General features: G+C 64.7%; 26 protein-coding genes. 19 read left to right on the top strand and 7 right to left on the bottom strand.

Annotated elements, in window-relative coordinates:
- The first annotated feature begins 84 nt into the window (after window positions 1–84).
- From QN397_RS11555 to QN397_RS11615, 13 genes are all read left to right on the top strand, one after another.
- Entirely contained in the window at window positions 85–1,032 is a 948-nt protein-coding gene (locus tag QN397_RS11555) for an AraC family transcriptional regulator (RefSeq protein WP_323500929.1), read from the top strand.
- Window positions 1,033–1,235: 203 nt separating this feature from the next.
- A complete protein-coding gene (locus QN397_RS11560; RefSeq protein ID WP_323500930.1) occupies window positions 1,236–1,541 on the top strand; it encodes a pilus assembly protein in 306 nt (101 codons plus the stop codon).
- A 30-nt stretch (window positions 1,542–1,571) separates the two neighbouring features.
- Window positions 1,572–3,485, top strand: coding sequence for a Tad domain-containing protein (locus QN397_RS11565; RefSeq protein WP_323500931.1), 1,914 nt, complete (start codon window positions 1,572–1,574; stop codon window positions 3,483–3,485).
- Entirely contained in the window at window positions 3,485–4,459 is a 975-nt protein-coding gene (locus QN397_RS11570) for a hypothetical protein (RefSeq protein ID WP_323500932.1), read from the top strand. The genes QN397_RS11565 and QN397_RS11570 overlap by 1 nt, the downstream gene beginning before the upstream one ends.
- Window positions 4,456–5,205, top strand: a complete 750-nt coding sequence (locus tag QN397_RS11575; RefSeq protein WP_323500933.1) for a hypothetical protein — start codon at window positions 4,456–4,458, stop codon at window positions 5,203–5,205. Before QN397_RS11570 ends, QN397_RS11575 begins: the two co-directional genes overlap by 4 nt.
- A gap of 10 nt (window positions 5,206–5,215) precedes the next feature.
- On the top strand, window positions 5,216–5,392 hold the full coding sequence (locus QN397_RS11580) for a hypothetical protein (RefSeq protein ID WP_187051537.1): 177 nt from the start codon (window positions 5,216–5,218) through the stop codon (window positions 5,390–5,392).
- Between the two features lie 40 nt (window positions 5,393–5,432).
- Complete coding sequence (gene cpaB / locus QN397_RS11585) at window positions 5,433–6,443, top strand: Flp pilus assembly protein CpaB (protein WP_187051536.1); 1,011 nt, start codon at window positions 5,433–5,435, stop codon at window positions 6,441–6,443.
- A 284-nt stretch (window positions 6,444–6,727) separates the two neighbouring features.
- On the top strand, window positions 6,728–8,242 hold the full coding sequence (locus QN397_RS11590) for a type II and III secretion system protein family protein (protein WP_323500934.1): 1,515 nt from the start codon (window positions 6,728–6,730) through the stop codon (window positions 8,240–8,242).
- An 11-nt stretch (window positions 8,243–8,253) separates the two neighbouring features.
- Window positions 8,254–9,894 carry an ATPase, T2SS/T4P/T4SS family gene (locus tag QN397_RS11595; protein ID WP_323497487.1) on the top strand — a complete coding sequence of 547 codons (1,641 nt, stop codon included), beginning with the start codon at window positions 8,254–8,256 and terminating at the stop codon, window positions 9,892–9,894.
- The gene (locus QN397_RS11600) at window positions 9,891–10,754 is read left to right on the top strand and encodes a type II secretion system F family protein (RefSeq protein ID WP_323500935.1); all 864 of its coding nucleotides are present in this window, start codon (window positions 9,891–9,893) and stop codon (window positions 10,752–10,754) included. The genes QN397_RS11595 and QN397_RS11600 overlap by 4 nt, the downstream gene beginning before the upstream one ends.
- A 14-nt stretch (window positions 10,755–10,768) precedes the next feature.
- Complete coding sequence (locus QN397_RS11605; RefSeq protein ID WP_323500936.1) at window positions 10,769–11,662, top strand: type II secretion system F family protein; 894 nt, start codon at window positions 10,769–10,771, stop codon at window positions 11,660–11,662.
- Window positions 11,663–11,666: 4 nt separating this feature from the next.
- Complete coding sequence (locus QN397_RS11610) at window positions 11,667–12,032, top strand: DUF192 domain-containing protein (protein ID WP_323500937.1); 366 nt, start codon at window positions 11,667–11,669, stop codon at window positions 12,030–12,032.
- On the top strand, window positions 12,029–13,216 hold the full coding sequence (locus QN397_RS11615) for a TadE family protein (RefSeq protein WP_323500938.1): 1,188 nt from the start codon (window positions 12,029–12,031) through the stop codon (window positions 13,214–13,216). Before QN397_RS11610 ends, QN397_RS11615 begins: the two co-directional genes overlap by 4 nt.
- Before the next feature lie 67 nt (window positions 13,217–13,283).
- Here QN397_RS11615 and gloA read toward each other — a convergent pair whose 3' ends face one another.
- The 5 genes from gloA to QN397_RS11640 all read right to left on the bottom strand — a co-directional run bounded on the left by gloA (window position 13,284) and on the right by QN397_RS11640 (window position 16,901).
- Window positions 13,284–13,823, bottom strand: coding sequence for a lactoylglutathione lyase (gene gloA, locus QN397_RS11620; protein WP_323500939.1), 540 nt, complete (start codon window positions 13,821–13,823; stop codon window positions 13,284–13,286).
- Window positions 13,820–14,185, bottom strand: coding sequence for a ribbon-helix-helix domain-containing protein (locus tag QN397_RS11625; protein ID WP_323500940.1), 366 nt, complete (start codon window positions 14,183–14,185; stop codon window positions 13,820–13,822). Before QN397_RS11625 ends, gloA begins: the two co-directional genes overlap by 4 nt.
- A 30-nt stretch (window positions 14,186–14,215) precedes the next feature.
- The gene (locus QN397_RS11630; RefSeq protein WP_323500941.1) at window positions 14,216–15,784 is read right to left on the bottom strand and encodes a GMC family oxidoreductase; all 1,569 of its coding nucleotides are present in this window, start codon (window positions 15,782–15,784) and stop codon (window positions 14,216–14,218) included.
- Between the two features lie 52 nt (window positions 15,785–15,836).
- On the bottom strand, window positions 15,837–16,469 hold the full coding sequence (locus tag QN397_RS11635) for a twin-arginine translocation signal domain-containing protein (protein ID WP_416352325.1): 633 nt from the start codon (window positions 16,467–16,469) through the stop codon (window positions 15,837–15,839).
- Between the two features lie 108 nt (window positions 16,470–16,577).
- Complete coding sequence (locus QN397_RS11640) at window positions 16,578–16,901, bottom strand: c-type cytochrome (protein WP_187051526.1); 324 nt, start codon at window positions 16,899–16,901, stop codon at window positions 16,578–16,580.
- 296 nt (window positions 16,902–17,197) lie between these two features.
- Between QN397_RS11640 and gcvT the strand changes: the two genes are divergently transcribed.
- From gcvT to QN397_RS11660, 4 genes are read left to right on the top strand one after another with little or no spacing between them, the layout of a single operon-like run.
- On the top strand, window positions 17,198–18,388 hold the full coding sequence (gene gcvT / locus QN397_RS11645; protein ID WP_323500942.1) for a glycine cleavage system aminomethyltransferase GcvT: 1,191 nt from the start codon (window positions 17,198–17,200) through the stop codon (window positions 18,386–18,388).
- A gap of 24 nt (window positions 18,389–18,412) precedes the next feature.
- Complete coding sequence (gene gcvH, locus QN397_RS11650; protein WP_187051524.1) at window positions 18,413–18,790, top strand: glycine cleavage system protein GcvH; 378 nt, start codon at window positions 18,413–18,415, stop codon at window positions 18,788–18,790.
- Window positions 18,791–18,805: 15 nt separating this feature from the next.
- Window positions 18,806–21,745 (top strand): aminomethyl-transferring glycine dehydrogenase, encoded by a 2,940-nt coding sequence (gene gcvP / locus QN397_RS11655; protein ID WP_323500943.1) that lies wholly within the window; start codon window positions 18,806–18,808, stop codon window positions 21,743–21,745.
- Window positions 21,742–22,536 (top strand): SDR family oxidoreductase, encoded by a 795-nt coding sequence (locus tag QN397_RS11660; protein WP_323500944.1) that lies wholly within the window; start codon window positions 21,742–21,744, stop codon window positions 22,534–22,536. The genes gcvP and QN397_RS11660 overlap by 4 nt, the downstream gene beginning before the upstream one ends.
- A 22-nt stretch (window positions 22,537–22,558) precedes the next feature.
- Here QN397_RS11660 and QN397_RS11665 read toward each other — a convergent pair whose 3' ends face one another.
- The gene (locus tag QN397_RS11665; RefSeq protein WP_323500952.1) at window positions 22,559–23,473 is read right to left on the bottom strand and encodes a DUF3014 domain-containing protein; all 915 of its coding nucleotides are present in this window, start codon (window positions 23,471–23,473) and stop codon (window positions 22,559–22,561) included.
- Window positions 23,474–23,537: 64 nt separating this feature from the next.
- Between QN397_RS11665 and QN397_RS11670 the strand changes: the two genes are divergently transcribed.
- Together QN397_RS11670 and QN397_RS11675 are read left to right on the top strand one after the other, a co-directional pair.
- Complete coding sequence (locus tag QN397_RS11670) at window positions 23,538–24,167, top strand: flavin reductase family protein (protein WP_323497475.1); 630 nt, start codon at window positions 23,538–23,540, stop codon at window positions 24,165–24,167.
- A 111-nt stretch (window positions 24,168–24,278) separates the two neighbouring features.
- Window positions 24,279–25,574: an aspartate carbamoyltransferase gene (locus QN397_RS11675; protein ID WP_323500945.1), complete on the top strand. Its 1,296-nt coding sequence runs from the start codon at window positions 24,279–24,281 to the stop codon at window positions 25,572–25,574.
- A 23-nt stretch (window positions 25,575–25,597) separates the two neighbouring features.
- Here QN397_RS11675 and QN397_RS11680 read toward each other — a convergent pair.
- Window positions 25,598–26,200 (bottom strand): alpha/beta hydrolase (locus tag QN397_RS11680; protein WP_323500946.1); only part of this gene is annotated, 603 nt, incomplete at its 5' end.

Here is a 26,200-nt window from a genome sequence, read left to right on the forward strand (position 1 = left end):
GCCAACTGCGGCATAGCGCATGGTGCGCTGCACGCGACACGCTTAAGGTGTGATCACTGCATTGAACAGGGCGGCTACGCACACATGCCATTTTCTCATCGGCGACCCGCCCGAAAGCGCCTTCCTGAAATCGAACTGGAATCCTCCAGGCTGCCTGAGCTGGGCTACGAAGTACCGAGCGCAGCGGGCCTGGTTCGATGCATCGAACACGGCTTTCCGACGCCTTTGGCGCGATGGCATTCACACGACGTCTTCGAGCTGCACCTGATCGTCGCGACATCCGGCAAAGCATTCGTTGGCGACTGGATCGGCACCTTCGAGCCGGGTCATCTGGTGCTATGCGGCTCCGGCTTGCCGCACAACTGGATTTCGCTCGACGCACCTGCTGCCGGCGTGGCACGACGCGATCTGGCGATCCAGTTTTCACCCGACACGATCTTGATGGGGGCCGAGACTTTTCCAGAACTGCACGAGACGGCACGCATGCTCAAGCGTGCCTGCCACGGCATCGAGTTCTTCGGCATGGCTGAAGCTGCGGAGCAAAGCTGGCTCGCCATCAAGGCGACGCATGGCCTCAAGCGATTTCGACTCTTTTGCGACCTTCTCATCGATCTGTCGGGGTGCACCGACTACCGCCTGCTGTCGAGCGCCAACTCCGACGACGCCACCGACTGCGATCTGCAAGCGATCCAGGGACTGGTTGCCCGCATCGCCACCGATCCTGCGGCACCGCTGACCGTCGCCATCGTGGCAGCCGAACTCGGCATGAACACGGGCCGCTTCGGCAGGCTCTTCAAGCGCTCCACCGGCACCAGTTTTCCTGGCTATGTGAACCAGATGCGCGTCACGCACGCCTGCCAACTGTTGATGCAGACCAATCGATACGTGACGTCGATCTGCTATGCCGCGGGCTTCAACAACGTCGCGAACTTCAACCGCCAGTTTCTTGCCCTCAAAGGCGTGACACCGAGTGAATTCCGTCGGCAGAGTCATCTCCGGTTCTCGGGCGCGCTGGCCGAAGACGGCTTGTAAACCCGAGCGCGGCGCTTCAGGCAACAATTCGTTAACACTGACTTACACCTGACCACGGTTTTGTATCGGGGTTGGCGAGAAACCTACAGAACGTCCCTAAAGCCCCTTCATAGACTCGATTCGCGTGCCCTGCAAACCGTGGCCTGAACGCCATCGGAACCGCCTTGCAAGGTGTCTTCATCATGTCTTTCACAGGAGCTTCCATGAATACCCAACGTCTGAGCCAGGTTCGCCGCCGCATCGTCTCGAAGATCAAGGTCAAGGGCCAGGGCATGACCGAGTACCTCGTAATCCTCGGGCTGATCGCCATCTCTGCGATCGCGGTGTTCAGCTTCTTCGGGCAGACGCTGCGCAACCAGGTGGCAGGCATGTCGCAGGAGGTCGGCGGCAAGACCGGCTCGGCCGAGGTGACCAAGGCGCAGACCGCCGCCGGCAAGGGCTCCACCAACGCCGATGTGAACTACAACATGAGCACCTACACCAAGGGCGCGGCGGACGGCGCCAAGTAACCAGGCGCTAAACATCCCGCGATCGCGCCGATGACCCGCCCGAACATGCCGAAGCATCAGACGGGTCGGCATCGACATCCGGGTCAGCAGGCCGGCCAGGCCATCGTCTTCATCGTGGCGATGTTGCCGATCGTTTTCTTGAGCATCCTGGTGGTCTACAACACGGCCACTGCGACGCGCGAAAAAATGAAGCTGCAGAACACGGCCGACGCGACCACCTACAGCGCCAGCGTGCTCACCGCGCGCAGCCTCAACTACCTTGCGTACACCAACCGCGCAATGGCGGCCAACGAGGCCAGCATCGCGACCCTGGCCAGCGTGCAGACCGCGATGGGCGCTTTCATTACGAGCGCGGCCAACATCCAGGAAGGTCGGGTGATAGCCAAGGGCTTCGAGGGGCTGAAAAATCTTCAAACTGCTGCCCGCACGCCGCCACCCTTTGACCTGATCTTCATAGCCAAGTGGGTCGTCAACTGGGGTCAGGCACAGCGGCTGCAACGCACCGCCGATCGCATCGCAGGCTTCGTGGAGCCAGCGTCCAAGCCGCTGCAGATCGGCGTCGACGTGCTGCGCATCCTGAACCAGGGCATCTCCGCAAGCCAGGTCGCGATGCTCGCCAGCACGGCCGCGCAACTGCCGCAGGTCATCGTCGACGTGCTTCGCGCCAACGACCCGGACGCCACCGTGCCGCCGGGCGAGACTGCCATCCTCGCGACCAAGTTCGTCGCCGACCTCGGCCTGTACCTGAAGAGCTATCACCAGTCGGCGCGCGGGCCGTTCGACGAGGACGACTACAACGAGGTGCTGCGCTTCGCCCATGCCGCGCAAGCCACGCGCGACGACTGGACCAAAAAGCGCCGCTTTCTGCCCGACTGGGCGACGTGGATCGGCTCCGGCGTCGCGGGTTCGCTCAAAGGCATCGTCAGCAATTTCCCGGTGACGCCGCCCGGGTTCGCCAATCTGGCGGGCAGCGTCATCAGCGGTCTGGTCGACTGGAACGGCGGGACCGAACTGGTGGCCGACCGGGGCATTCTCGGTGGACGACCGGGCCGCATCCGGTGGCAGTCGGCCGACGCCATCGAGATACGCCTGCCGATCGGCTTGCTCTACACCGACCTCATCGGCGGCGCGAGCGACATCGCACGCGGTCGCTTCGGACTCGGCGCCGGCGCCGCCGCGGCGGGTGGTCCCAACGTGATGAAGAGTTGGGAAGGCCAACGCCTGACCCTCGACACCTTTGCGACCGAAGCGCGCGACTACGGCGGGCTGAACGACACCATCGGCGACAGCGCCTACATGGTCCGCGGCTCGTTCGAGCGCGCTGCGGGCAACCGCAACGGCGGCATCCTGCCCGGCGCCTGGCCAGTGCTCCAGTTCGATGCCAAGCTGCACTACGGCCCACGCACCAGCATCGGCACCAACCTCACGCAGGACTGGTCGATGCCACGCTTCATCGACGTCAAGGCGCACGAGCCGATGGTCGCCCACGAGTCGGACAACTGGTTGGGCGAGAACGGCTTCAAGGGCAAGAACCCTTTGAAGTGGGGCAAGAACACCGACAAGGGCCCGGCCCTCACGCTGGTCGTGCAAAAGGGCGCCGAGCGCATCCGTACCGGGGAGGTGGCCGGCTTCGGCGATGCGACCGAGGGTTCTCGTGCGGGGCTCAAGGACAACTTCGGTGGCGACTACATCAAGGCGGTGTCGACCTCGCAGGTGTACTTCAGGCGGCCGCAAGACCGGTGGGCCCGGCGCGACTTTTCTGCCGACGATCCACCGCAAATCGGAAAATTCAACGTGGGTTTTGCCGGCGGCTACATCGAGCACCGGAGCCTCTTCAGCCCGTACTGGCACGTGCACAACGTCGAGCCATCGTTGTGGGCACGGGCCATCGCCATGGGTGGCGCGGCGATCGGTGCCGCGGCCGAACCAGACAGCGGCGACTGATGAAGACCGCACCCGTGCCCCCACACCGCGCCGCACGCATGCAGGGGCATGCGATGACCGAAACCCTGCTCGTGATCAGCTTTGCCGCCATCGCGCTCGCAGCGATCCCGGCCATTGCCGAATACGGCACCAAGCGCCAGCAGACCGTGGCCGCCGCCAAGCTGCTGGCATGGCAACGCACGGTGTGGATGCCGGGCACCAACGCGATCGACGCGGCCGAGGCCAAGGGTGCGTCGGGTGCCATCAAGAAATCCGACGACGAGGTGACCCGCGACCTGCGCCGTCATATCTTCAGAGATCGCGCGACCGCGGGCGCCACCATTCATGCGGCGGACATCGCGGAGTTCGAGCCGACGCTGCCGGCCATCGATGCGCGCACCACGCGCGTGGTGGCCACCACGAGTGCGGCCACGCTGCCCTCGCTGCTCAACGCCAGCGACAAGCTGTGGGACACCATCCGGGTGGCGCAGAACGCGCTGGGCAACAACATCATCACGCAGTCGCTCGGCAAATTTACTTTTGTGAGCGGCGGCTACCTGCGCAATCAGGTCGACGTGACGCAGACCAATGCGTCTTTCACGCTCATGCCGCAGATCGAGATGACCGAGCAGGTCACGATGCTGACCGAAGCGTGGAACGCCGGCGGCACCAACCGCGAAGAAAAGAAGATCCAGGGCCTGGTGCCGCTCAAGCTGACCGACAGCGTGTTCTATCAACAACTGCGCAGCGGACTGCATCAGTCCGCATACGCGATCAGCCAGGTCTATCCCGGCTTCAAGAATGCGAACCTCACTTTCGGCCTGACGCCGGGCGATGCGATCGAGAAGACGCCCCTCGACCGCTTCGAGCGCATCACGCCGCAGGCGACCACCGAGACGGGCGGCGGTGCCGATGCCGATGGCGGCAGCCCCAAGGACAAGTTCCGCTACTACCGCGCGTTTCCGCCGACACCCGTGGTCAACACGCTGCCGTGAACGCCGCACCGCCGTTCGCTCTGCAGCACGCTTCGCAACGCATTCGCGTCGCCGCCTTCATCGGCGCCGTGGCGCTGTGGCTCGCAGCGACTGCGAGCTGGGCCGCTGCACCGCAACGCGACTGGCCGCTGGTGCCGCCACCACCCGATGCCAGGAGCTACTGGATCGCGCAGTACATCGAGCAGAACACGGTGCCGATGCAGATTCGCGGCTTCGAAACCGATGCTTCGGTGGCCGAGGTCCTGCGCTGGTACGAGACGTGGTTCAAGGACAAGGTCGGCTACGCCGCGAGCCAGGTCGGCGAGGTGCGCGTGCTCGGGGCGCGCATGGGCATCTATCAGGTCACGGTTCAGTTGCGCGGTATGCCGGGCAAGACACTCGGCCGGCTGGCGAGCGCCGCGTTGTACGAAGAAGGCGGCCCGAGCGAGCAGGAGCGCACCGAGCGCATCGGCAAGGGCTTCCCGCGGCCGCCCGGCTCCCAGGTGGTGTCGGACACGCTCTCGTTCGATCCCGGACAACGCAACCGCACCATCATGCTGACCAACGGGATGAGCGTCGAGACCAATGCGCTGTATCTCCGCGAGCGCATGGTGCTGCTGGGTTGGGCGCTGCTGCAAGACCGCACCGTGGAGGCCGGCACGCGCTCGGCGCTGGTGTTCCGTCGCGGCACCGAGGAAATGGTCGTGACCATCGCGCGACAAGAAGGCAGCTGCTTCGTCGTCGCCAGCCAGACCACGCCCGAATGAAGCGATCCGAATGAGGCGACACCAACGCGGCCAGGTGATGACCGAGTACGTCATCGTCGCCGGCATCCTGGCCGTGGCGCTCTTCGCCACCGTACCGGGCTACGACCGCTCGGTCGTCGGTCTGCTGATCAAGGCTTTCCAGGATGCCTGGTCGACGTATTCGTACACCCTTTCCTATCCGCTCTAGCCGCCTGCAGACCTCCCCTACCGCCTCTACACAGCCATCGATGAAACCTTCTCCCGGCCTCCTCAAAGTCAAGCAGAACCTGCGGCGGTTGTCTCCGCTCATCGGCGCACTGATCCTCGGGCTCCTGGCAGCCGGCCTCGGCTGGTACTACCTGCGCGCCAGCGAGCGCGAGATTGCCGCCAGCCTCGAACAGGACGCCAACAGCCAGCGACGCGACGTGGTGGTGGCGCGCCAGGCGCTCGGCGACGGCATGGTGGTGCTGCCGACCATGGTCGCCAAGCGATCGGTGCCGACCGAGTACGTGCACAACGACGCGCTCACGCCCGAGACCTTCGTGCAGTTCGCCGGACGCCAGTTGACAGTGCCGGTGGCTGCCGGCAAACCATTGCTCGCCTCGTTCTTCGCGGCGCCGCGCAAGGTGTTCGCCGAAGAGATCGAGCGCGGCGTGCGCGCGATCACCATTCCGGTGGACGAGATCAGCTCGATCTCCGGCATGCTGCGCGCCGGCGACCGCATCGATTTCATGTACGTGGTCGAAAAGCAGAAGGAAGGCACGCAGGCCGTGGTGGTGCCGCTGCTGCAGGACGTCGAGGTGCGCGCCACCGGCCAGATCACGTCGGAACAATTCGCTTCGATGCGCAAACGCTCCGAGGTGTCGGCCGAGGCCGATCCGTATGCGCAGCAGCGCTATTCCACGGTCACCGTGGCCATCGCGCCCGCCGATGCGCAGAAGCTCATCCTGGCGCAGCGCATGGGCAAGATCGTGGCCGCGCTGCGCAATCCCGAAGACCGCCAGACCATGCGAACCGGCGTCGATGCGATGGACCTCGATGCCATCGTCGACGGCTTTAGACCGTACCGCATGCGTCCCTCCGCCGCCGTTCACGCAGCAGCGCCGCCGGGCGTGGAATACATCGTCGGCGGCTCGAACGGGCGCAGCGGCGCCGGTGGATCGGGGCTGGGCCAGGGGCTGCAACAAGCGATCGCAGCGGCTGCAGCAGCCAACGCGGCACCCGCGCCGTCAGAGCCTGCAGCCGCGCCGCCACGGTGAAGCCGCATCGACCCCGACTCCTTTCCGCCGTGCTGTCGAACATCGACCCCGGTGCTTCCGATTTCTTATCCACGACGCCCGAGAGCGCCCTGCCTTTGACCTACTGCAAACGTTCGATCGTCCGCCGAAGCAGCCTGGCTGCGACTGCCGCTGCAACCGCGACCTGGTGCCTGCTGGCGCAGGGTCCCGCGCTGGCCCAGCAACGCCCCGCTACCTTGCCACCGGGGACGGTCGCGCCGGCTGCGATGTCGTCCGGGTCCACGTGGTCGCCAGCATCGCCGTCGATGTCCGCGCCGATCGAACGCTCGCCTGGTATCCGGCCTCTTGCGCCTGTCGTTGCACCTGCAGCGGGCGCTGCCGCCCCCTCCACCGGCACGACCAACAGCCCGACCACGAGCCCGACCACGGGCCCGACCATCAGCGCCGCCGAGCTCGATCAACTCGCCAGCCGCGCGACGGTCATGCAGGACCTGCCGGCCAATCTCACCCTGTATGTCGGCCAGATGGCGCTGGTGCGCATGCCGAACGTGGCACGCGTCGCCATCGGCAGCGGCAAGGTGCTCGAAGCGCGTGTGCTCGATGGCAACAACATGCTCATCACCGCGCAGGACGCGGGCGACAGCACGCTGCATGTGTGGGACAAGGCGGGCCGCGTACGCAAGGTCAAGGTGCGCGTCAACATCATCGACCTCGAGCGCATCGAGGCCGAGCTGCGCGAGATCACCAAGGGAATGACGGGCGTGAACATCCGCCGCATCGGCGAGCGCATCGTCATGGATGGCAGCAACCTCGACCCCGGCGCCGTCGAGCGGCTGGGCACCGTGGCGCAGCTCTACAGCCCGGCCGTGGTGTCGCTCGCGACGGCCGACCGCATTCGCCTCGACCGCATGGTCGACATCCAGGTGCGCATCGTCGAGTTCAACAAGACGGCGCTCGACGATCTGGGCGTGCGCTGGCAGGGCATGACCAACGGCGGCTTCAGCCTGGGCTTGTTCTCGGACATCGCGTCGAGCGGCTCCTATCGCGTGTTGCCGGCCGACACCACCTTCACCGATGCAACGCCCGCCGGCGCTGCGCTGCTCAGCCGCAACCAGCGCACGCCGCAAAGCTACTTCGGCGTGGCCGCGACCTTGGGCTCGCAAATCAACCTGCTGGTGCAGCGCGGCAACGCGTTCCTGCTGGCCACGCCCAACCTGTCGACCCGCAGTGGCGGCGAGGCCAAGTTCCTGGCCGGTGGCGAGTTTCCGCTACCCGCCCTGAGCACGCAGGGTGCGGGCTCGGTCGAGTTCAAGCCCTATGGCGTGCGACTCAACATCAAGCCCATTGCCGACGGCGCCGGCAACGTGTCGGGCAGCATCCTGACGGAGGTGAGCAGCATCGACCGCAGCGTCGCGGTGCAGGGCATTCCGGGCCTGCTGATCCGCCGCACCGACACCGAGTTCAACGTGCGCGACGGGGAGACCATCGTGCTGTCCGGCCTGATCAAGCGCGAGTCGTCGCGCGCCAGCGACGGCCTGCCGGGCCTGCGCCGCGCACCGATCATCGGGCGGGCTTTTCGTGCCGACACCGACACCGACACAGAGCAGGAAGTGGTCGTTTTCATCACGCCGCGCGTGGTCGACCCCAACTACAGCGCGCCGCGCATCGAGCGCGCGAACCGCATCCAGGACCAGGTCAACCGCGGCTTCGGCAACCTGGTGGAAGACCAGTCGAAGCCAGCCACCGGCGACGGTGCCGCGCGCCGTGCAACACCGGACGGCGCACCGCCCCTGGCGCCCGGCCAGCAAGAGGCGCCCTGAGGCCCGCCGCGATGCACAAGGTCCTGGTCAATTCGCCCCAACAGCCCGTGCGCGAGATCGCGCTGGACGTGCCCGAACTGCAGATCGGCAAGGACAGCGCAAGTGCCATCGTGCTGCCCGGCTGGAACGTGGCGCGCCAGCACGCGCAGTTCGTCGTGAACGATGAAGAAGTGTTCCTGCAGGACCTGGGAAGCCTGTTCGGAACCTGGGTCGACGGCAACCGCGTAACGCGCTACGGGCCGATGGCGGGCGGTGAAGAAATCATCATCGGCGGCCACACGCTGGTGGTCTTGCTCGACGCCTCTCTTCAGCCCGCCGGCGCGGAGCTGCCCAACGACTCGGACGCGCCAGTGCGCACCGCCGTGCCGCTGCTCGAAGATCCGTTGCTGCGCTGGCGCCGATCGCTGCATCGCACCTTGCTGCAGCAGTTGGAAAACCGCCGCATCGACACGGCGCAGATGAAGGACGAAGAGCTGCGCTCGAATATCCGCGCGCTCATCGCCGAGATCATTCGCGATACGCGCGACCTGCCACCCGAACTCGACCGCAACCTGCTGAGCCAGCAACTGCTCGACGAAGCCATCGGCCTCGGCCCGCTCGAAGTGCTGCTGAAGGACGACACCATCACCGAGGTGATGGTCAACCGCTTCGACGAAATCTGGATCGAGCGTGCCGGTCGCCTGGAGCGCACCAACGTCGCCTTCACCAGCAACATCGCGGTGCTGGGCGCCATCGAACGCATCGTGACGCCGCTGGGCCGGCGCATCGACGAGAGCTCGCCAATGGTCGACGCGCGGCTGAAAGACGGCTCGCGGGTGAACGCCATCATTCCGCCACTGGCCCTGCGCGGCCCGAGCATCACGATCCGCAAATTTCCCAAGAACCGGATGGGTCACGAGGGCATGATCCAGATGGGTTCGATCACGCCGCAGATGGTGCAGTTCATGCGCATCGCCGTGCAGGAAAAGCTCAACATCATCGTCTCCGGCGGCACCGGCACCGGCAAGACGACGCTCTTGAACATGGTGTCTAACTTCATCCCGCCCGACGAGCGCATCGTGACGATCGAAGACGCCGCCGAGCTTTCGCTGGGGCAGCCCAACCTGGTGTCGCTCGAATCGCGTCCCGCCAATATCGAAGGCAAGGGCGCCATCGCGATTCGCGACCTGGTGCGCAACTCGCTGCGCATGCGGCCCGACCGCATCGTGGTCGGCGAGTGCCGTGGCGGTGAGGCGCTCGACATGCTGCAAGCCATGAACACCGGTCATGACGGCTCGCTCACCACGCTGCATTCGAACTCGCCGCGCGATGCCGTCTCGCGGCTCGAAGTGCTGGTGACGATGGCCGGCATGAACATCCCGGTCTCGGCCATCCGCGAACAGATCGCTTCTGCTGTCGACCTCATCGTCCAGCTCACCCGCTTTCCGTGCGGCAGCCGCAAGGTGACGCAGATCACCGAGATCACCGGCTTTTCGGAAGGCGTGATCCAGATGCAGGACATCTACGTGTTCCGCAAGACCGGCGTCGATGCGGACTTCAGGACGGTCGGCAATTTTGGCGCCGCGGGGCCGGTGCCGGAGTTCTTCACGCGGCTGCAGGAGCACGGCGTGAAGCTCGACATGAACTACATGTTCGGCGAGGCAACGGCATGAGCCCCAATACGATCGCATTGACGGGCGCCGTGCTGTGCGGCATGGGCTTTTTCTGCCTGGTGGGATACCTCGTGCTGCAGCGCTCGTCGGTCTTCACGGCAAGGGTCATGCAGAAGCTGCAGAGCAGCGGTCGCCGCACCCTGAACCTGTCGGAGTTCCAGGCACAGCACGCGATGGCTTTCGCGTCGGGTCACATGGCGATGGTCATCGCCGGCGCTGCGGTCGGCTGGCTGCTGTCGGGTCGACTGGTCGGCGGGCTGGTGCTGGCGGTGCTGATCTATCTTCTGCCGGCGCGCTGGTTCGCACGGCAACGCAAGAAGCGGCGCCAGCTGATCGAATCGGAGCTGCCCGATGCGCTGCTCTTCATCGCCAGCGCATTGCGCGCAGGCAGCGCCTTGTCGGTGGCCATTCAGGTGCTGGTGCGCGACCAGAAAGGACCGCTGGGGCAGGAGTTCGGGCTGGTGTTGAAGGAGCAAAGGCTGGGTGTCAGCTTCGACGATGCGATCCAGAAAATGGCGCAGCGGCTCGACATACAGGACTTCGTGCTGGTCGTGGTCGCGCTGCGCGTGTCCAAGGAAGTCGGCGGCAATCTGTCGGAGCCGCTGCAGGTGCTGGCCGAGACATTGCGCCGCAAGGCCATCCTCGAAGGCCGGATCAAGGCGCTGACCGCGCAGGGCCGCATCCAGGGCATCGTGATGACGCTGTTTCCGCTGTTCCTGATGGGTGTGCTCTACCTGATGCAGCCGAGCATGAAGCTGCTCTTCACCACCACCATCGGCTGGGCCGTGCTGGGCGTCGTCGCAGTGATGCTGTCGCTAGGCTACGCAATGATCCGCAAGATCGTCGCGATCGATATCTGACAGCAGGACACCCGATGCGCCAGCTCATCCTGCTTCTCATCATCTTCCTGTGCGCGACCACGGGCGTGGTGCTGCTGCTGTACGTCATCGCGCTCATCCGCAAGGCCCGGCCTTCGGAGCGCACCCACATGGACCCGCTGCCGATCGCGCTGCGCGTGGTGTGGCCGGCCATCAACATCCTGCAGTTCCACGTATCGGAAATCATGCCGACGTCGATGCTGGTCAAGCGCAAGCGCCAGCTGCAACTGGCCGGCCTGGAATTCGTGCTGCGCGCCGAAGAGTTCATCGCGGTGCAGATCGTCTCGATGCTGATCGTCGGCGGGGTCGGCCTGTGGACCGCGGGCATGCTCAACGCGGTGGCAGGCACCAAGGTGTGGATCATGCTGCTGGGCTGCGTGCTGGGCTGGTTCTATCCGGTCATGTGGATGCGCGACCGGCGCAAGCGCCGCGACAAGGACATCCTGCGCACCCTCCCGGGCTACCTCGACATGATCACGCTGTGCTGCCAGGCCGGGCTGAGCCTCACCGGCGCCATTGCGCAGGCTGTGCAGAAAGGGCCGAAGGGTGCGTTGGGCGAAGAGTTCGACCGGATGATGCGCGAAATGCGCACCGGCGCGAGCCGCATGGACGCCCTCAACGCACTGGCCGACCGGCTCGACAACCGGCACATCAAGAGCCTGGTGTCGAACCTGACGCAGGCCGAATCGCTTGGCGCCAGCCTGGCCGACACGCTCTCGGCCATTTCTGACCAGCGCCGCACCGAGCGTTTTCAGCATGCCGAAAAGCTGGCCATGGAAGCGCCGGTGAAGATGATCGGGCCGCTGGTCATCTTCATTTTTCCGGTCACTTTCATCATCATCTTTTTTCCGCTGGTGATGGAGTTCCTTGCGTCGACGCGGACGAACTGAATCCATGCGTGCCGTTCACCTTTCAGCCACGTCGACGGCGCAGCCGATCGGCCCGGTGCGCATTGCCGAAAGCGGCTGGGACCGCACGCGAGGCTTGCTCGGCCGGCCTGAGTTGCAGGGCAGCGAGGGCCTCTTCATCACGCGCTGTAGTTCGGTCCACACGATCGGCATGCGGCATGACATCGACGTCGTCTTCGTCGATCGCACCGGCCGCATCGTGCGCATCGCGGAGCGCCTTTCGCCGATGCGCATGGCGATGTGTCGGAAGGCTGCGAGCGTGCTCGAACTGGCGGCAGGCCAGGCGCGCGCACTCGGACTCTTCGTCGGTACGAGCTTGTACGGATGGCAAACCGAAAAGGAACCCGCATGACCGCGCGACCCGCCCACCGGCCCAGCGGCCGAAGCCGCCAGCACGGCATCTCGATGACCGAGACGCTGATCGCACTGCCCGTGCTCATCCTGTTCGTGATGTGCCTCGTGCAGTTCGGCCTCATCTACCGAACGCGGCTGACGCTGGAATACGCAGCGCACGAGGCCGCGCGGGCCGGCTCGCTCAACAACGGCATGCCACTGCCCTTCATCATGCGCATGCCCAATGCGAAGGGCTGGGGCGCGGTGAACAGCGCGGCACTGGAGACCACCACCAACGTACTGACGCGCGGCAGCGTCTGGCAAGGACTGGTCAAGGGAATGATGCCGCTCAACGTGCGCGAAGCCAGCCCCGGCGGGCTCGTCAAAGGCTGGGTCGACACCAACAAGGACCTGATCGAATCAGCTTGCATCGAGTACCTGAACCCGACGCAACATGCCTTTATCGACTGGTCGTTCGTCGAGAACTTTGGCGAGAACCGCTGGGTGGTGCAGATCCCGAACGACACGATGCGCTACCGAAAGCCCTTGCCCTACGACTACAAGGCGAAGGCCCTGTCGACCGGCGCCGGCATCAACGACCCGACGCCGCCCGACGGCGAACTGCGTGGCGCCATTTCGAACGAGACGCTGGGCGAAGCGAGCGTGCTGCACTTGCGTGTGCACTACGGCTATCGACTGGGCATCCCGATCGCCAACCGCCTTATCGTGAAGGCGTTGCAGGGATATCAGTTCGTCGCCGAGGCCTACTTCAAGGTGCTGTCACCCGATGGCGCCACCGCGCCCGCGGGCGATTTCAGGCTCACGCAGCTAGACGCGTACTACCTTGCCCAAGGCAAGATTCCGCTGGCGGCAGAAGGCGTCGTCGGCATGGAGTCGCCGATCTACTGGCATCCCTTCTATGCCTTCGGCCCGAAAAGCGATCGCAGCATCGATCTGCAATGGGATCCGCAGTGGAACAACAACCTGGGCAACAACGTGCTGGAAGCACCGGGTGACGCAATGACCAATGTGTTTGCGTTCGTGCGCAACAACAGCACCGAATGGGCGAACCAGTTGCTGGGCAGCGGCCTGGATGCACTGGGCGACAAGGTCGGTACGGCCAATGCGTTTTGTCCGGCCATATGGAGCGGTGCAGTCACGGGTGCGCTTGCTGGCATACCCAACCCGGGTGGCGGGCCCTGATTCCATCGCGCCGCGCTTCGCCACATTTGCGCCGAATTGCGTGGGTATGCCACCGAAAATCGAAGAGTCAGGATCGACCCAGCTTCTTGAGCCGGGCCGGCTCGACGATCTCGATCCAGTAACCATCCGGGTCCTTGATAAAGGCGACGTCTTTCATCTTGCCCTGATCGGGGCGCTTGACGTACGTCACCCCGTTGTCGTCGAACCACTGCACCGCGGCGTCCAGGTCGGGCACCGAAAAACAGATGTGCCCGAAGCCCTGCGGTTGCGCATTGCCGTCGTGGTATTTGAAGTCGACGTCGTTTTCGGTGCCCCAGTTGTGCGTGAGTTCGAGGATGCCGGTCTGGCTGAAAGTCCACGCGGTGCGTTCGCCTACATCGTCGGGCGGTGCGTGGCCGGCCACTGGCTTGTGCAGGAAATAGAGCGAGAACTGCATCTCCGAAAAATCCAGCTTGCGCAGTACCCGCATGCCGAACACGCGGCTGTAGAAATCGAGCGCCACCGCCGGATCCTTCACGCGCAGCATGCTGTGGTTGAACACGAAGCTCTGCGACGCTGCATTCGGCTCCGCGCAGACGCCTGGATGGATTTCGGTGGTGAAGCTCATCGGGACGTCGCCACCGCCAAAGGGCGCACCATTGCCGATGCGGCCGATACGGCCGACGTTGGCGCCGGGCCAACGAGGCGCGGCGGCGTCTCGCTGGCCAGCAGCCGGCGCCGCAGGTAGCGCATGCACGTCACACGCAGGAACGATGCGAAGTTGGGCACCTCACCACGGTGCGCCAGCACCTCGTCGTGAAACGTCGAGATCAATGCATTGGTGGTACGCCCCTCTTCTGCCGCCATTTCGGCCAGCGTGTCCCACATCATGTTCTCCAGGCGCAAGCTGGTGAGCACACCATGAATGCGCACGGTACGCGAGCGCTGCTCATAGAGGATGGGGTCGGCGTTGACAAAGAACTCACACATGGCAGCCTCCTTTGGTTGATGACATAAAACTCAAACCGCACGAGCCGTCATCTGGCTGGCGATGTACTCCGCCTGCCGGATCGCGAGCGTGACGATGGTCAGCGTCGGGTTCTCGGCGCCACCGCTGGTGAACTGGCTGCCGTCGCTTATGAACAGGTTGGCGATGTCGTGCGTCTGGCCATGGGCGTTGCAGACACTGTCCTTAGCCGATGCCCCCATGCGGCAGGTGCCCATGTTGTGCGTGCTCGGGTAAGGCGGCGTTCGAAACGACTTGATGGCGCCGGCCGCCGCGTAGACACGCTGGCCCTGGCGAAAAGCGTGCTCTCTCATCGCGATGTCGTTCTCGTGGTCGTCGAAGTGCACATTGGGGATGGCGCTGCCCCACTTGTCCTTCAGGGTGGCATTGAGCGTAACGCGATTGCTTTCGCGCGGCATGTCCTCGCCGACGATCCACATGCCGGCCAGGCGCGTGTAGTTGTCCATGTACTCGGCAAACTCGGTACCCCAGCCGCCTGGATTCAGGAAGGCTGCCATGAAGGGCACACCGAGAGACAACGTTTCCAGTTCGTAGCCACCGACGAAGCCGCGCTTCGGGTCGTGACGGGCTTCGTCGCGAACAATGCCGGCCATGGTGGTGCCGCGGTACATGTGGACAGGATCCTTGAACATGCCGTAAACCGATCCGGTCAGATGGCGCATGTAGTTACGACCGACCTGGCCCGAGCTGTTGGCCAGCCCGTCCTTGTACAGATTGGAGGCCGACAGCAACAGCAGGCGCGGCGTTTCGATCGAGTTGCCGGCGACGCACACGATGCGCGCCTTCTGCCGCTGTTCCTTGCCCTCCTTGTCGAAGTAGACGACCCCATTCACTTTGCCGGCCGCGTCGTGCTCGATGCGCGTGACATGGCTCTCGGGTCGCAGGTCCATGTTGCCGGTCTTCTCGGCTTTGGGCAGCTCGGTGTACAGCGTGCTCCACTTGGCGCCGCTCTTGCAGCCCTGAAAGCAGAAGCCCAGTTGCATGCAACGGCCGCGGCCGTCGCGCGGCTGGCTGTTGATGGCCATGTTGCCGGTATGCACTTCCTTGTAGCCCAGCTTGGTGGCGCCGGCGTAAAGGACCTTGAAGTTGTTGTTGCCCGGCAGGCCCGGGATGCCGTTGGTGCGCGTCACGCCCATCTTGTCTTCCGCGCGTGCGTAGTAGGGCTCCAGTTCCTTCAGCGTGACCGGCCAGTCCATCAGGTTGGCGCCCTTGATATCGCCATACACCGTGCGCACCCTGAATTCATGGTCCTGCAGTCGCAGCGACGCACCGGCCCAGTGAGTCGTGGTGCCGCCCACCGTCTTGCAGATCCATGCCGGCAGATTGGGGAAGTCGGTGGCCACACGCCAGTTGCCCGAGGTGGTCCGGTTATCGAGCCAGGCGATCTGGCCGAACGACTTCCACTCGTCGTTGATGAAGGTGGCGCTGGACTGCAGTGCGCCGGCCTCCAGCACCACCACCTTGATGCCCTTTTGGGCCAACTCGTTGGCCAGCGTGCCGCCGCCGGCACCTGAACCAATGATGACGACCACCGAGTCGTCACTGGAATCGAACTTTGCCATGTTGTCTGTCTCCTGCTTGCTTTGTATGAATAGTCGGGATGGCAGGCGCTGCTCAACCGAGAAACGGCGGCGGGCTGGCGGCCAGGGTCGGCGCCGGCAGCCATTTGAGATCCTGGAAACCACGGGTGATGTAGCCGCCCTTCTCCCAGGCCGAGCCGGGGTAGCCGAAGACCGCGAAGGCCATGTCGTTGTCGTACAGCGAAGTCACGCATTGACCACGCACCGCGTTGAAAAATGGCGTGCCTTCGATCGCTTTCACCACCGTCAGCTTCTTCGCGGCCGGGGCTTTGACGAAGCTGCCACCGGCAGCCTCGTCGAGCGCGGCAATGCCGGTGCGCAGCATCGGCACCGCCTCGGTTTTGGCATCCAGGTCTTTGACCAGGAGCGCGTAGACCGCATCGGGCAATTTCTTGTGCGGATACAGCACCCGGCCCATGGCCATCAGCGTCTGCCCTTCACTCTTGCTGAGCTGCTGCAGTTCCAGCGCCCAGGCCCGCGACGGCGCCAGCGCCGCCAGCACCGACCCAGTGGCAAGGGTGCCCATCAGGATGCCCGAGCCCTTCAGAAAATTGCGGCGTGCCAGCGGCAGATTCATCTTCGGCACACTGCCGTTGTCTTCGGTGCACGAGTCTGCGTCGGGCAGCGCCAACGCCAACGCCAACGGTTCAATAGCAATCACACGCATGTCTTGTCTCCGGTTTTTTTGAGTGGCGAGCCAGTGTTGCACCCGCTTCCAGCCTGCAGGTTTTAGCCAGCTACATCCAAGGGAAAGCCCTTGCCATCACGCCCGTGCTCAACGAGCACCACCGAGGATCCACGTGGCCAGGCGCTTCAGATCGGCCTCGGATACCTGGGCCTGCGGCGGCATGGCCATATCGCCCCACTTGCCGGTACCGCCGTTCCGGATGCTCTTCATGAGAATCTCGACGGCTCCCTTGTCGCCGCTGTATTTCGCTGCCACGTCCTGGTAGGCCGGCCCCACCAGCTTGGTGGCCGCGGCATGGCAGCCGAGGCAACCGTACTTGCTGGCCAGTGCCGAATTGGCAAAGGCCGACGCCTGGGCGCCTGTCAACAGCACGGCCAGAACAATGCCGGTTGCCTTGCGATGTCTTTTCATACTTTGTCTCCTTGCGTGGGTGCGTACGTGACAAGTATTCGGCCAATGAACGCCTGGCGGGTGCTAGCGCGCTATTTACAGGGGTTACCCCATCCTGGCGGGTCTGAATTCGCCACCAAGGTACGGCCGACCCAACACGATCGGCGCGACCCACTACACTGACGGAGGACAAGAGAATGCCTCGCCGTTCGAGGCCGACGAAGGCGCAGGGGCCTCGAACGGGGAACCGGCGCACAGAAAAAAAACCGACACCGCGTCCCTAGCGAAATCGGGCGCTTTTTTTGCTGGAAATTGCCATGGCCGCTGCCCCATCCGACGCTACCGACGCCTTGCTTAAAACTCCGCTCCATGATCTGCACGTCGAACTCGGCGCCCGCATGGTGCCGTTCGCCGGCTACTCGATGCCGGTGCAATACCCGGCTGGCCTGATCGCCGAACACAAGCACACGCGCAACGCCGCGGGCCTGTTCGACATCTCGCACATGGGCCAGCTGCGGCTGGTCGGGCCCGATGCGGCGGCAGCTTTTGAAACGCTGATGCCGGTCGACGTCATCGGCCTCGCGCCGGGCAAGCAGCGCTACGGCCTGCTGCTGAACGACGAGGGCGGCATCCTCGACGACCTGATGTTCTTCAACGAAGGACAGGACTCGATCTTCGTCATCGTGAACGGCGCCTGCAAGGTGGCCGACCTGGCGCACATCCAGCGCAAGATCGGCAACCGATGCGAAGTCCAGCCGCTGCCCGACCATGCTTTGCTCGCGTTGCAGGGGCCGCAGGCTGCGGCCACGATGGCGCGCCTGTGTCCAGGCATCGACCACTTCGTTTTCATGACCGGCGGTGCGGTGTCGATCGACAACGGCGACGGTCCAAAGATTCCGGTCTTCGTCACTCGCAGTGGCTATACCGGCGAAGACGGTTTCGAAATCTCGATGGCCGCGCGCGATGCAGATGCGCTTGCGCGACTGCTGCTGGCACAACCCGAAGTCCAACCCATCGGCCTGGGCGCGCGCAACTCGCTGCGGCTCGAAGCCGGGCTGTGCCTGTACGGCAGCGACATCGACAGCACGACGACGCCCGTCGAAGCCGCACTCAACTGGGCGATCCAGAAAGTGCGACGCGCCGGGGGCGCGCGCGAAGGCGGTTTTCCGGGCGCAGACAAAGTGTTGGCACAGCTCACTGCATCGACCGGCGGCGCAGGTCATACCGACCACGCGACGCTCAAGCGCAAGCGCGTCGGCCTGGTCGCGCTGGAGCGCATCCCGGTGCGCGACGGCACGCTGCTCGAATCGTTCGAAGGCGGACTCGCCATCGGCCAGGTCACCAGCGGCCTGCCTGGCCCGACCGCCGAACGGCCGATCGCGATGGCTTATGTCGCGTTGGCTTATGCCGAGCCCGGTACGCGCATTCAGGCGATCGTGCGCGGCAAGCCGGTCCCGATGGAAGTGACCACGCTGCCTTTCGTTCCGACGCACTATTTCAGAGGCTGAATTTTTTTCCCAAGGAGTTTTCAGATGACAGTCAAATACACCAAAGACCACGAGTGGGTCGATGCCGCCGAGGCAGGCGCTCCGGTCACCGTCGGCATCACGGTCCACGCGCAGGACGCACTGGGCGATGTCGTCTTCGTCGACCTGCCCGAAGTCGGCAAGACCTTTGCGCAGGGCGAAGTCGCCGGCGTGGTCGAGTCGGTCAAGGCCGCGGCCGACGTCTTCATGCCGCTGTCGGGCGAGGTCACTGAAGTGAACGAGGCCTTGCGCGCCGACCCATCGCTGGCCAACAGCGACCCGCTCGGCGCCGGCTGGTTCTTCAAGGTGAAGCTCGCCGATGCACTGCAGCTCGATGCGCTGATGGACGCACCCACCTACGACAAGTTTTCCAGCGAAGCCTGATCACTCGCCATGCCGATGTCTGCCCTGCCCTCGTTGCCTTCCCTGCCTTCGTTTCGTGAACTCGAGAACGCCGATGAATTCATCGCGCGCCACATCGGCATCGAAGCTGCAGACGAAGCGCGCATGCTGCCCGTCATCGGCTCGGCCACACGCAAGGAACTGATCGACGGCATCGTGCCGCCATCGATCCGTCGAAGCAAGCCGATGAATCTTCCGCCGCCGATCAGCGAAGCCGGCGCATTGGCCGAACTCAAGGCGATCGCGGCGAAGAACAAGGTCGCGCGCAACTTCATCGGGCAGGGCTACTACGGCACCTACACACCCGGCGTGATCCTGCGCAACATCCTCGAAAACCCCGCCTGGTACACGGCGTACACGCCCTACCAGGCCGAGATTTCGCAGGGTCGTATGGAGGCCTTGCTCAACTTCCAGACGATGGTGTGCGACCTCACCGGCATGGCGATCGCCAATGCGTCGATGCTGGACGAAGCCACCGCCGCGGCCGAAGCGATGACGCTGGCCAAACGCAGCGTCAAAAGCAAGAGCGACGTGTTTCTGGTGGCGGGCGACTGCCATCCGCAAACCATCGAAGTGCTGCGCACGCGCGCCGCGCCGCTCGGCATCGAGATCAAGGTCAGCACCGCTTCCGACACGCTGCCACACATGATGGCCAGTGGTGATTTCTTCGGGGCGCTGGCGCAATATCCAGGAACGACAGGGCAAGTGCATGACCTGCGTCCGCTGGCCGGCCTCGCGCATGCCAAGGGCGCAGCCTTCTGCGTCGCCGCCGACCTGCTGGCGCTCACGTTGCTGGCGCCTCCCGGCGAGTGGGACGCCGACATCGTCTGCGGCACCACGCAGCGCTTCGGCATGCCGATGTGCAACGGCGGCCCGCACGCTGCTTACCTGGCATGTCGGGATTCGTTCAAGCGCTCGCTGCCGGGCCGTCTGGTCGGCGTGAGCATCGATGCGCATGGTCAGACTGCCTACCGGCTCTCTCTGCAAACGCGCGAGCAGCACATCCGCCGCGAGAAGGCGACGTCGAACATCTGCACGGCGCAAGTGCTGCCGGCCGTCATCGCCAGCATGTACGCGGTGTATCACGGCCCGGCCGGGCTCACGCGCATCGCGCAACGCGTCGCCGCACTCACCGCGGTGCTGGCGCAAGGACTCGAGCAGATGGGGCGCGAACTGGTCAACACGACGGCGTTCGATTCACTCACGGTGAAGAGCGGCGACGACACCACGCACATCCTCGAGCGCGCACATGCGGCCAACGTCAACCTGCGCCATCGGCTGCAACAGCACCTGGGCATTTCGCTCGACGAGACGACGACGCGCACCGACATCGAAATGCTGTGGGCGCTGTTCGTACCGGCCGGCACGCCGATGCCGCGCTTCGCCGTACTGGCTGAAAAGGTGACGCCGCGCATCCCCGAAGCGCTGCGCCGCACCAGCGCTTTCATGACGCACTCGGTGTTCAACACCCACAAGAGCGAGACGGCGATGCTGCGCTACATCCGCAGCCTCTCCGACAAGGATCTGGCGCTCGACCGCACCATGATTCCGCTCGGGAGTTGCACCATGAAGCTCAACGCGACGAGCGAGATGATCCCGATCACCTGGCCCGAGTTCGCGAACATTCATCCGTTCGCACCGGCTGATCAGCTCCGGGGCTATGCCGAGCTCGACCAGCAACTGCGCGACTGGCTGTGCGAAGCGACCGGCTATGCCGGCATCAGCCTGCAGCCGAACGCGGGCTCGCAAGGCGAATACGCCGGCTTGCTGGCGATCAAGGCGTTCCACGCATCGCACGGCGAAGAGCGGCGCAACATCTGCCTCATTCCGTCGTCGGCCCACGGCACCAACCCAGCCAGCGCACAGATGGCCGGCATGCAGGTGATCGTGACGGCCTGCGATGCGCAAGGCAATGTAGACCTCGACGACCTGAGGCGCGCCTGCGAAAAACACAGCGCTGAATTGGCCGCGGTGATGATCACCTACCCGAGCACGCACGGCGTGTTCGAAGCTGGCGTGAAGGAACTGTGCGCGCTGGTGCACGCGCACGGCGGTCGCGTGTATGTCGACGGCGCCAACATGAACGCGCTGGTCGGCGTGGCCGCGCCGGGCGAGTTCGGCGGCGATGTGAGCCACCTCAATTTGCACAAGACCTTCTGCATTCCGCACGGCGGCGGCGGGCCGGGTGTCGGGCCGGTGTGCGTGGTCGCAGACCTCGTGCCCTTCTTACCGGGACATGCGACGGCCGGTGTCGCATCGCATGGCGTCGGTGCGGTATCGGCCGCGCCACTCGGCAACGCCGCGGTGCTGCCGATCAGCTGGATGTACTGCCGCATGATGGGCGCTGAAGGCTTGCAGGCCGCAACCGAGACGGCCATCCTGTCGGCCAACTACATCAGCGCACGGCTGAAAAACCATTACCCCACGCTTTACGCCAGTCAGAACTCCGAAGGTCGCGGGCATGTCGCGCACGAGTGCATTCTCGATCTGCGCCCGCTGAAAGAGACCAGCGGCGTCACCGCCGAAGACGTCGCCAAGCGGCTCATCGACTACGGCTTTCATGCGCCGACGCTGAGCTTCCCGGTGCCAGGCACGCTGATGGTCGAGCCGACCGAAAGCGAGCCGCTGGCCGAACTCGATCGCTTCGTCGACGCGATGATCGCCATCCGTGGCGAGATCCGGCGCATCGAAGAAGGCGTCTGGCCGCAGGACGACAACCCGCTCAAGCACGCGCCTCACACCGCAGCCAGCCTGCTCGGCGCCGAGTGGCCGCACCCGTATTCGCGCGAGCTGGGGGCGTTTCCGCTGGCCGCATTGCGGCAGGCCAAATACTGGCCACCGATTGGGCGGGTGGACAACGTTTATGGGGACCGCAATCTGTTTTGCAGTTGCGTGCCGGTGGAGATGTACGAGACAACTGTGGAGGACAAGACATGAAAGACACCGAAACATTTTCCGGCTTGCTCGACGGCCAGATCGCCTGGGTGACCGGTGGTGGCAGCGGCATTGGGCTGGCCGGCGCCGTCGCGCTCGCGCAAGCGGGTTGCCGCGTCGTCATCTCGGGGCGCGACGCAGCCAAACTCGCCGGGGCAGTCAAGCAGGCAGCAGACCGCGGCGCGCCATCGGGCAGCATCACGGCCCTGCCGCTGGACGTGTCCGATCGCGCCTCCGTCGAGCGCGTCGCAACCGCCATCCAGGCGCAGCACGGTGGCGTCGACATCCTGGTCAACAGCGCCGGTGTCAACTTTCCGAAGCGCTTCTGGAAAGAGACCGACGCGACCACCTTCGAGCAGGTCATGGCGATCAACCTCAACGGCGCCACGTTTTGCACGCTGGCCGTGCTGAAGGGCATGCAGGCGCGCCGCCGCGGCACCATCATCAACGTCGCGTCGTTCGCGGGCTGGCACTTCAGCTACCTCACCGGGCCGGCCTACATCGCGAGCAAGGCGGGCTTGATGGCGCTCACGCATTCGTTCAACATCGAAGAATGCGTGAATGGTCTGCGCGCCACCGCGCTGTGTCCTGGAGAGGTATCAACGCCGATCCTCAAGCAGCGCCCGGTCGAGCCGAGCGAAGAAGACAAGGCGCGCATGCTGCAAGAAGACGACATGGGCAAGACCATTCGCTTCATCGCCGAGATGCCGCCGCACGTGTGCATCAACGAGTTGGTGATCTCGCCAGTGTTTAACCGGGTGTACCTCGGCGGGGCGGATATTCAGCGGCGTTGAGTGACAGCACGTCCGGCTCTTGCTAACGCTTCGCCATTTCCCCCGTACCCACCTGACCACGCAACGCCCGCAGCTTTGACTTCATCCGCCGCTCGTTGTCCGGCCCCATTCGCACCAGCAGCTTCTGCCCGCTCGACAACGCCTCGAGCTGCGGGTCGGCGAACTCGTAGCGGGTCCACGGCCGTGACGACGGCACGGTGCCTTTCACCTCGGTCAGTTTGAGCTGCAATGGACCCTGCGGCTCGGGGGCCGCCAGCAAATGGTCGATAACCGCGACCAGCCGGTCATTGAAGTACTTGCCCGGATAACCCAGCTCTTCATAGGCCTGCTGAAACAGCGGGTACAGGCGCGCATAGACCGCGACGGCCTTGGCGCTGTCGACCGAATCCGTGAACGCGATGAAGGCGGTGTAGCGCCCGGCATTGGCCGGATCGAGGGTCAGCGTCTCGTCTGTGCCCGTCACTTCGAAGCGCTGCGGCGTGGGTTGCGTTGGCCACATGCGCGAAGGCGCTTGCGCACGCGGCAGGTTGTCGACGGTCGCGACGAAGCGGCGCACGAAGTCATCGATCTGCAGGAACGATGCCACCGACTTGGCGCTCAGCAAATCGGTCAGCGCCTTGGTCACTGCCGCATTCGAATCGGCCAGCGAAGGCAGCGCCGCGTCCGGCTGCGCAAGGGCGTCGATCGGGTTTTGCGGGCCTGTGGCAGCGGGCGCAGCAGGCGGTGCCGCAGGTGTCGCTGGAATGTCCGGCTGTGGCGCCATTGCAGTCGGTGCGGGCGGTGTCGTTTGCCGCTGTTGCGACCAGTACCACCACCCTCCTGCTGCAGCGGCGGCAAGGACGAGCAGCACGATGACGATGCGCAACGTCGGCGACTCGCGCGTTGGCCTGAATTCTGCTGGGTCTCTGGAATACTCTTGTGGATCGCGCTCTGGCATGCGCCCCATTAAAAACCCGCCAGCATGACGGCCCGTAACCTCATGTGAACACCAGGGACTCCGGATGGACATCGACTTCTCCAAGCTCACCGAGCACCAGCGTTACAAGCTCATGGCGAGCTTGATCGTGCCGCGGCCGATCGCGCTGGTGACCACGCTCGGCGCCGACGGCGTGGTCAACGCGGCCCCCTTCAGCATGTTCAACATGATGGGCGAAGAGCCGCCGATCGTGATGATCAGCGTCAACCGGCTGCAAGACGGCGCGCTCAAGGACACCGCAGCCAACATCGTGCGCGAGCGCGAGTTCGTGGTGCACCTGGCAGACGAAGACACTGCCGAACAGATGCACCGCTGCGGCGAGCGGCATCCGCCGCATGTGAGCGAGCTCGACGTGGTCGGCTTCACTGCGCTGCCGAGCAACTACGTCAAGCCGCCACGCATCGCCGAAGCGCCGGTCGCTTTCGAGTGCACGTTGTGGGAAACGCTCGAAACCGAAAGCCGTCAGATCTTTATCGGCCAGGTGCGTTGGATGCATGCGCGCGACGAACTCATCGACACCGAAACCTGGCGCGTGCGGCTGCAGCACTACTTCCCGGTGGGGCGCTTTGGCGCTAGCTTCTACGTGAAGACGCGCGAGCGGTACTCGCTGGCAGCGCAGGGCGAAACGCGCAGTACGCAGATCGACGAGATGTAGCAAAGGGCATCCGTTCGCAGGTCAGTCGCGCGAACATTTCGCCCCGCTGTTGATATACGCATTGCGTAGTTTTTCCGCGTATTCGCATTGCTCATAGCGTATATTTCGCCTATGAGCCAGCAACAAGATCTCCTCCGCGACGCAATGCGCCGCCTCAACCTCACGCGCGACGCATTCTCCGAACGGCTCGGCGTGCGCCGCCGCGCCCTCGACACCTGGCTGCTGCCGTCAGAGTCGAGCGAGTCGCGCGCCATGCCGGAGATGGTCGACAAGTTCGTGGCGGAAATCCTGCAACGCGAAGCACTCGGAGCGGCAGCCGGATCAACAAGCACAGACCAGCGCCCCCTTGTGCAACGCATCGCGGCCGAAGGCAAACCGCAATTGCTGTCGGTCGCGCAATTCGACCGCGGCAGCCTGGAGGATTTGTTCCAGGTCGCCGATGTAATGCAGCCGATCGCGCGCCGGCAGAAGGTCACGCGCATCCTGGAAGGGGCCGTCCTCGGCAGCCTGTTCTTCGAGGCCAGTACGCGCACGCGGGTGAGCTTCGGCGCGGCCTTTTGCCGGCTCGGCGGCACGGTCTGCGACACCACCGGATTTACCTTCTCTTCAATGGCCAAGGGCGAGTCGATCTACGACACCAGCCGCGTGATGAGCGGCTACGTCGATGCGCTGGTTGTCCGACATCCGGAGCAGGGTTCGGTGGCGGAGTTCGCACGCGCGACCAACATCCCGGTCATCAATGCCGGCGATGGTCCGGGCGAACATCCGAGCCAGGCCGTACTCGATCTCTACACGATTCAGCGGGAGTTCTCGCGCATGGGCAAGCTGGTCGACGGCACGCACATCGCGATGGTCGGCGACCTCAAATACGGCCGCACGGTGCATTCGCTGATCCGGCTGCTGTCGCTGTATCGCAACCTCAAGTTCACGCTGATCGCACCGCCGTCGCTGGAGATGCCGGCCTACCTGGTGGAGCTGGTCGCACAGAACGGTCACGTCATCGAGCAGACCGCGTCGCTCGAGCAAGGGCTGCGCGGCGCCGACGTGGTCTACGCGACGCGTGTCCAGAAAGAACGTTTTGCAGAGGGCGAAGTGATGGAGGGCTACACGCCCGAGTTTCAGGTGCGCAAGGCACTCGTCGACGCAGTCTGCAAGCCCGACACCATCCTCATGCACCCGTTGCCGCGCGATGGGCGAAACGGCGCGAACGACTTGAGCATCGACCTCAACCACGATCCGCGGCTGGCGATCTTCAGGCAGACCGACAACGGGATTCCGGTGCGCATGGCCCTTTTCGCAGTGCTGATGGGTGTGGACAAGCAGGTGGCGCGGTCGATGCGCGATGCCGGCTGGCGCTCGCCCGCGCACATCGGGCCGGACGACGCGGATTTCGACGGGCTGGATTGAACTGCCTGGCCTGAGCCGGTCGCTCAGGCCAGCGACTGCAGCCACGCAGTCGCCTGCTGCAACTCCGCCGGCCTGATCTCGTGCCCGCCCGGGAAATCGGCGCCCGACAACGCGATCGGCAGGTTGCCGACGAAGGCGCGCGTGTGCTCTGCAGCAGCCAGCGGAATCACGTTGTCCGCGGTGCCATGGCTAACCCACAACGCCTTGCCTTCGAAGGCTTCACGCGGCGCCAAATGGCCTTCGACCTGGGGCAGCAAACGGCTGTGCCAGACCATCGCAGCGCGAACTTTTTCAGGCTGCGTGAGCAACAGCGACAGCGACATGATGCCGCCCTGGCTGAAGCCGCCGACGACGACGCGCTCCGGCGGAATGCCCAATTGCTGCGCGGCTGAAACCAGCATCTCGCCGACCAGGAAACGGCTCTCGCGCTCCTGCGCTTCGTCGATCGTGCGCTGGCCGGTCGCGCTGACATGAAACGAGAACCACGCGTATGAATCGGGTGACAACACGTTCGGCGCACGCAGGCTGACGACGTGGAACGCCGGCGGCATGTGCGGCGCAAGTCCGAACAGATCGGCCTCGTTGCTGCCGACGCCGTGCATCAGCAGCAGCAGCCATGGCTCGGC

This window comes from Variovorax sp. RTB1 (genome assembly GCF_035018765.1).
Classification (GTDB): Bacteria; Pseudomonadota; Gammaproteobacteria; order Burkholderiales; family Burkholderiaceae_C; genus Variovorax.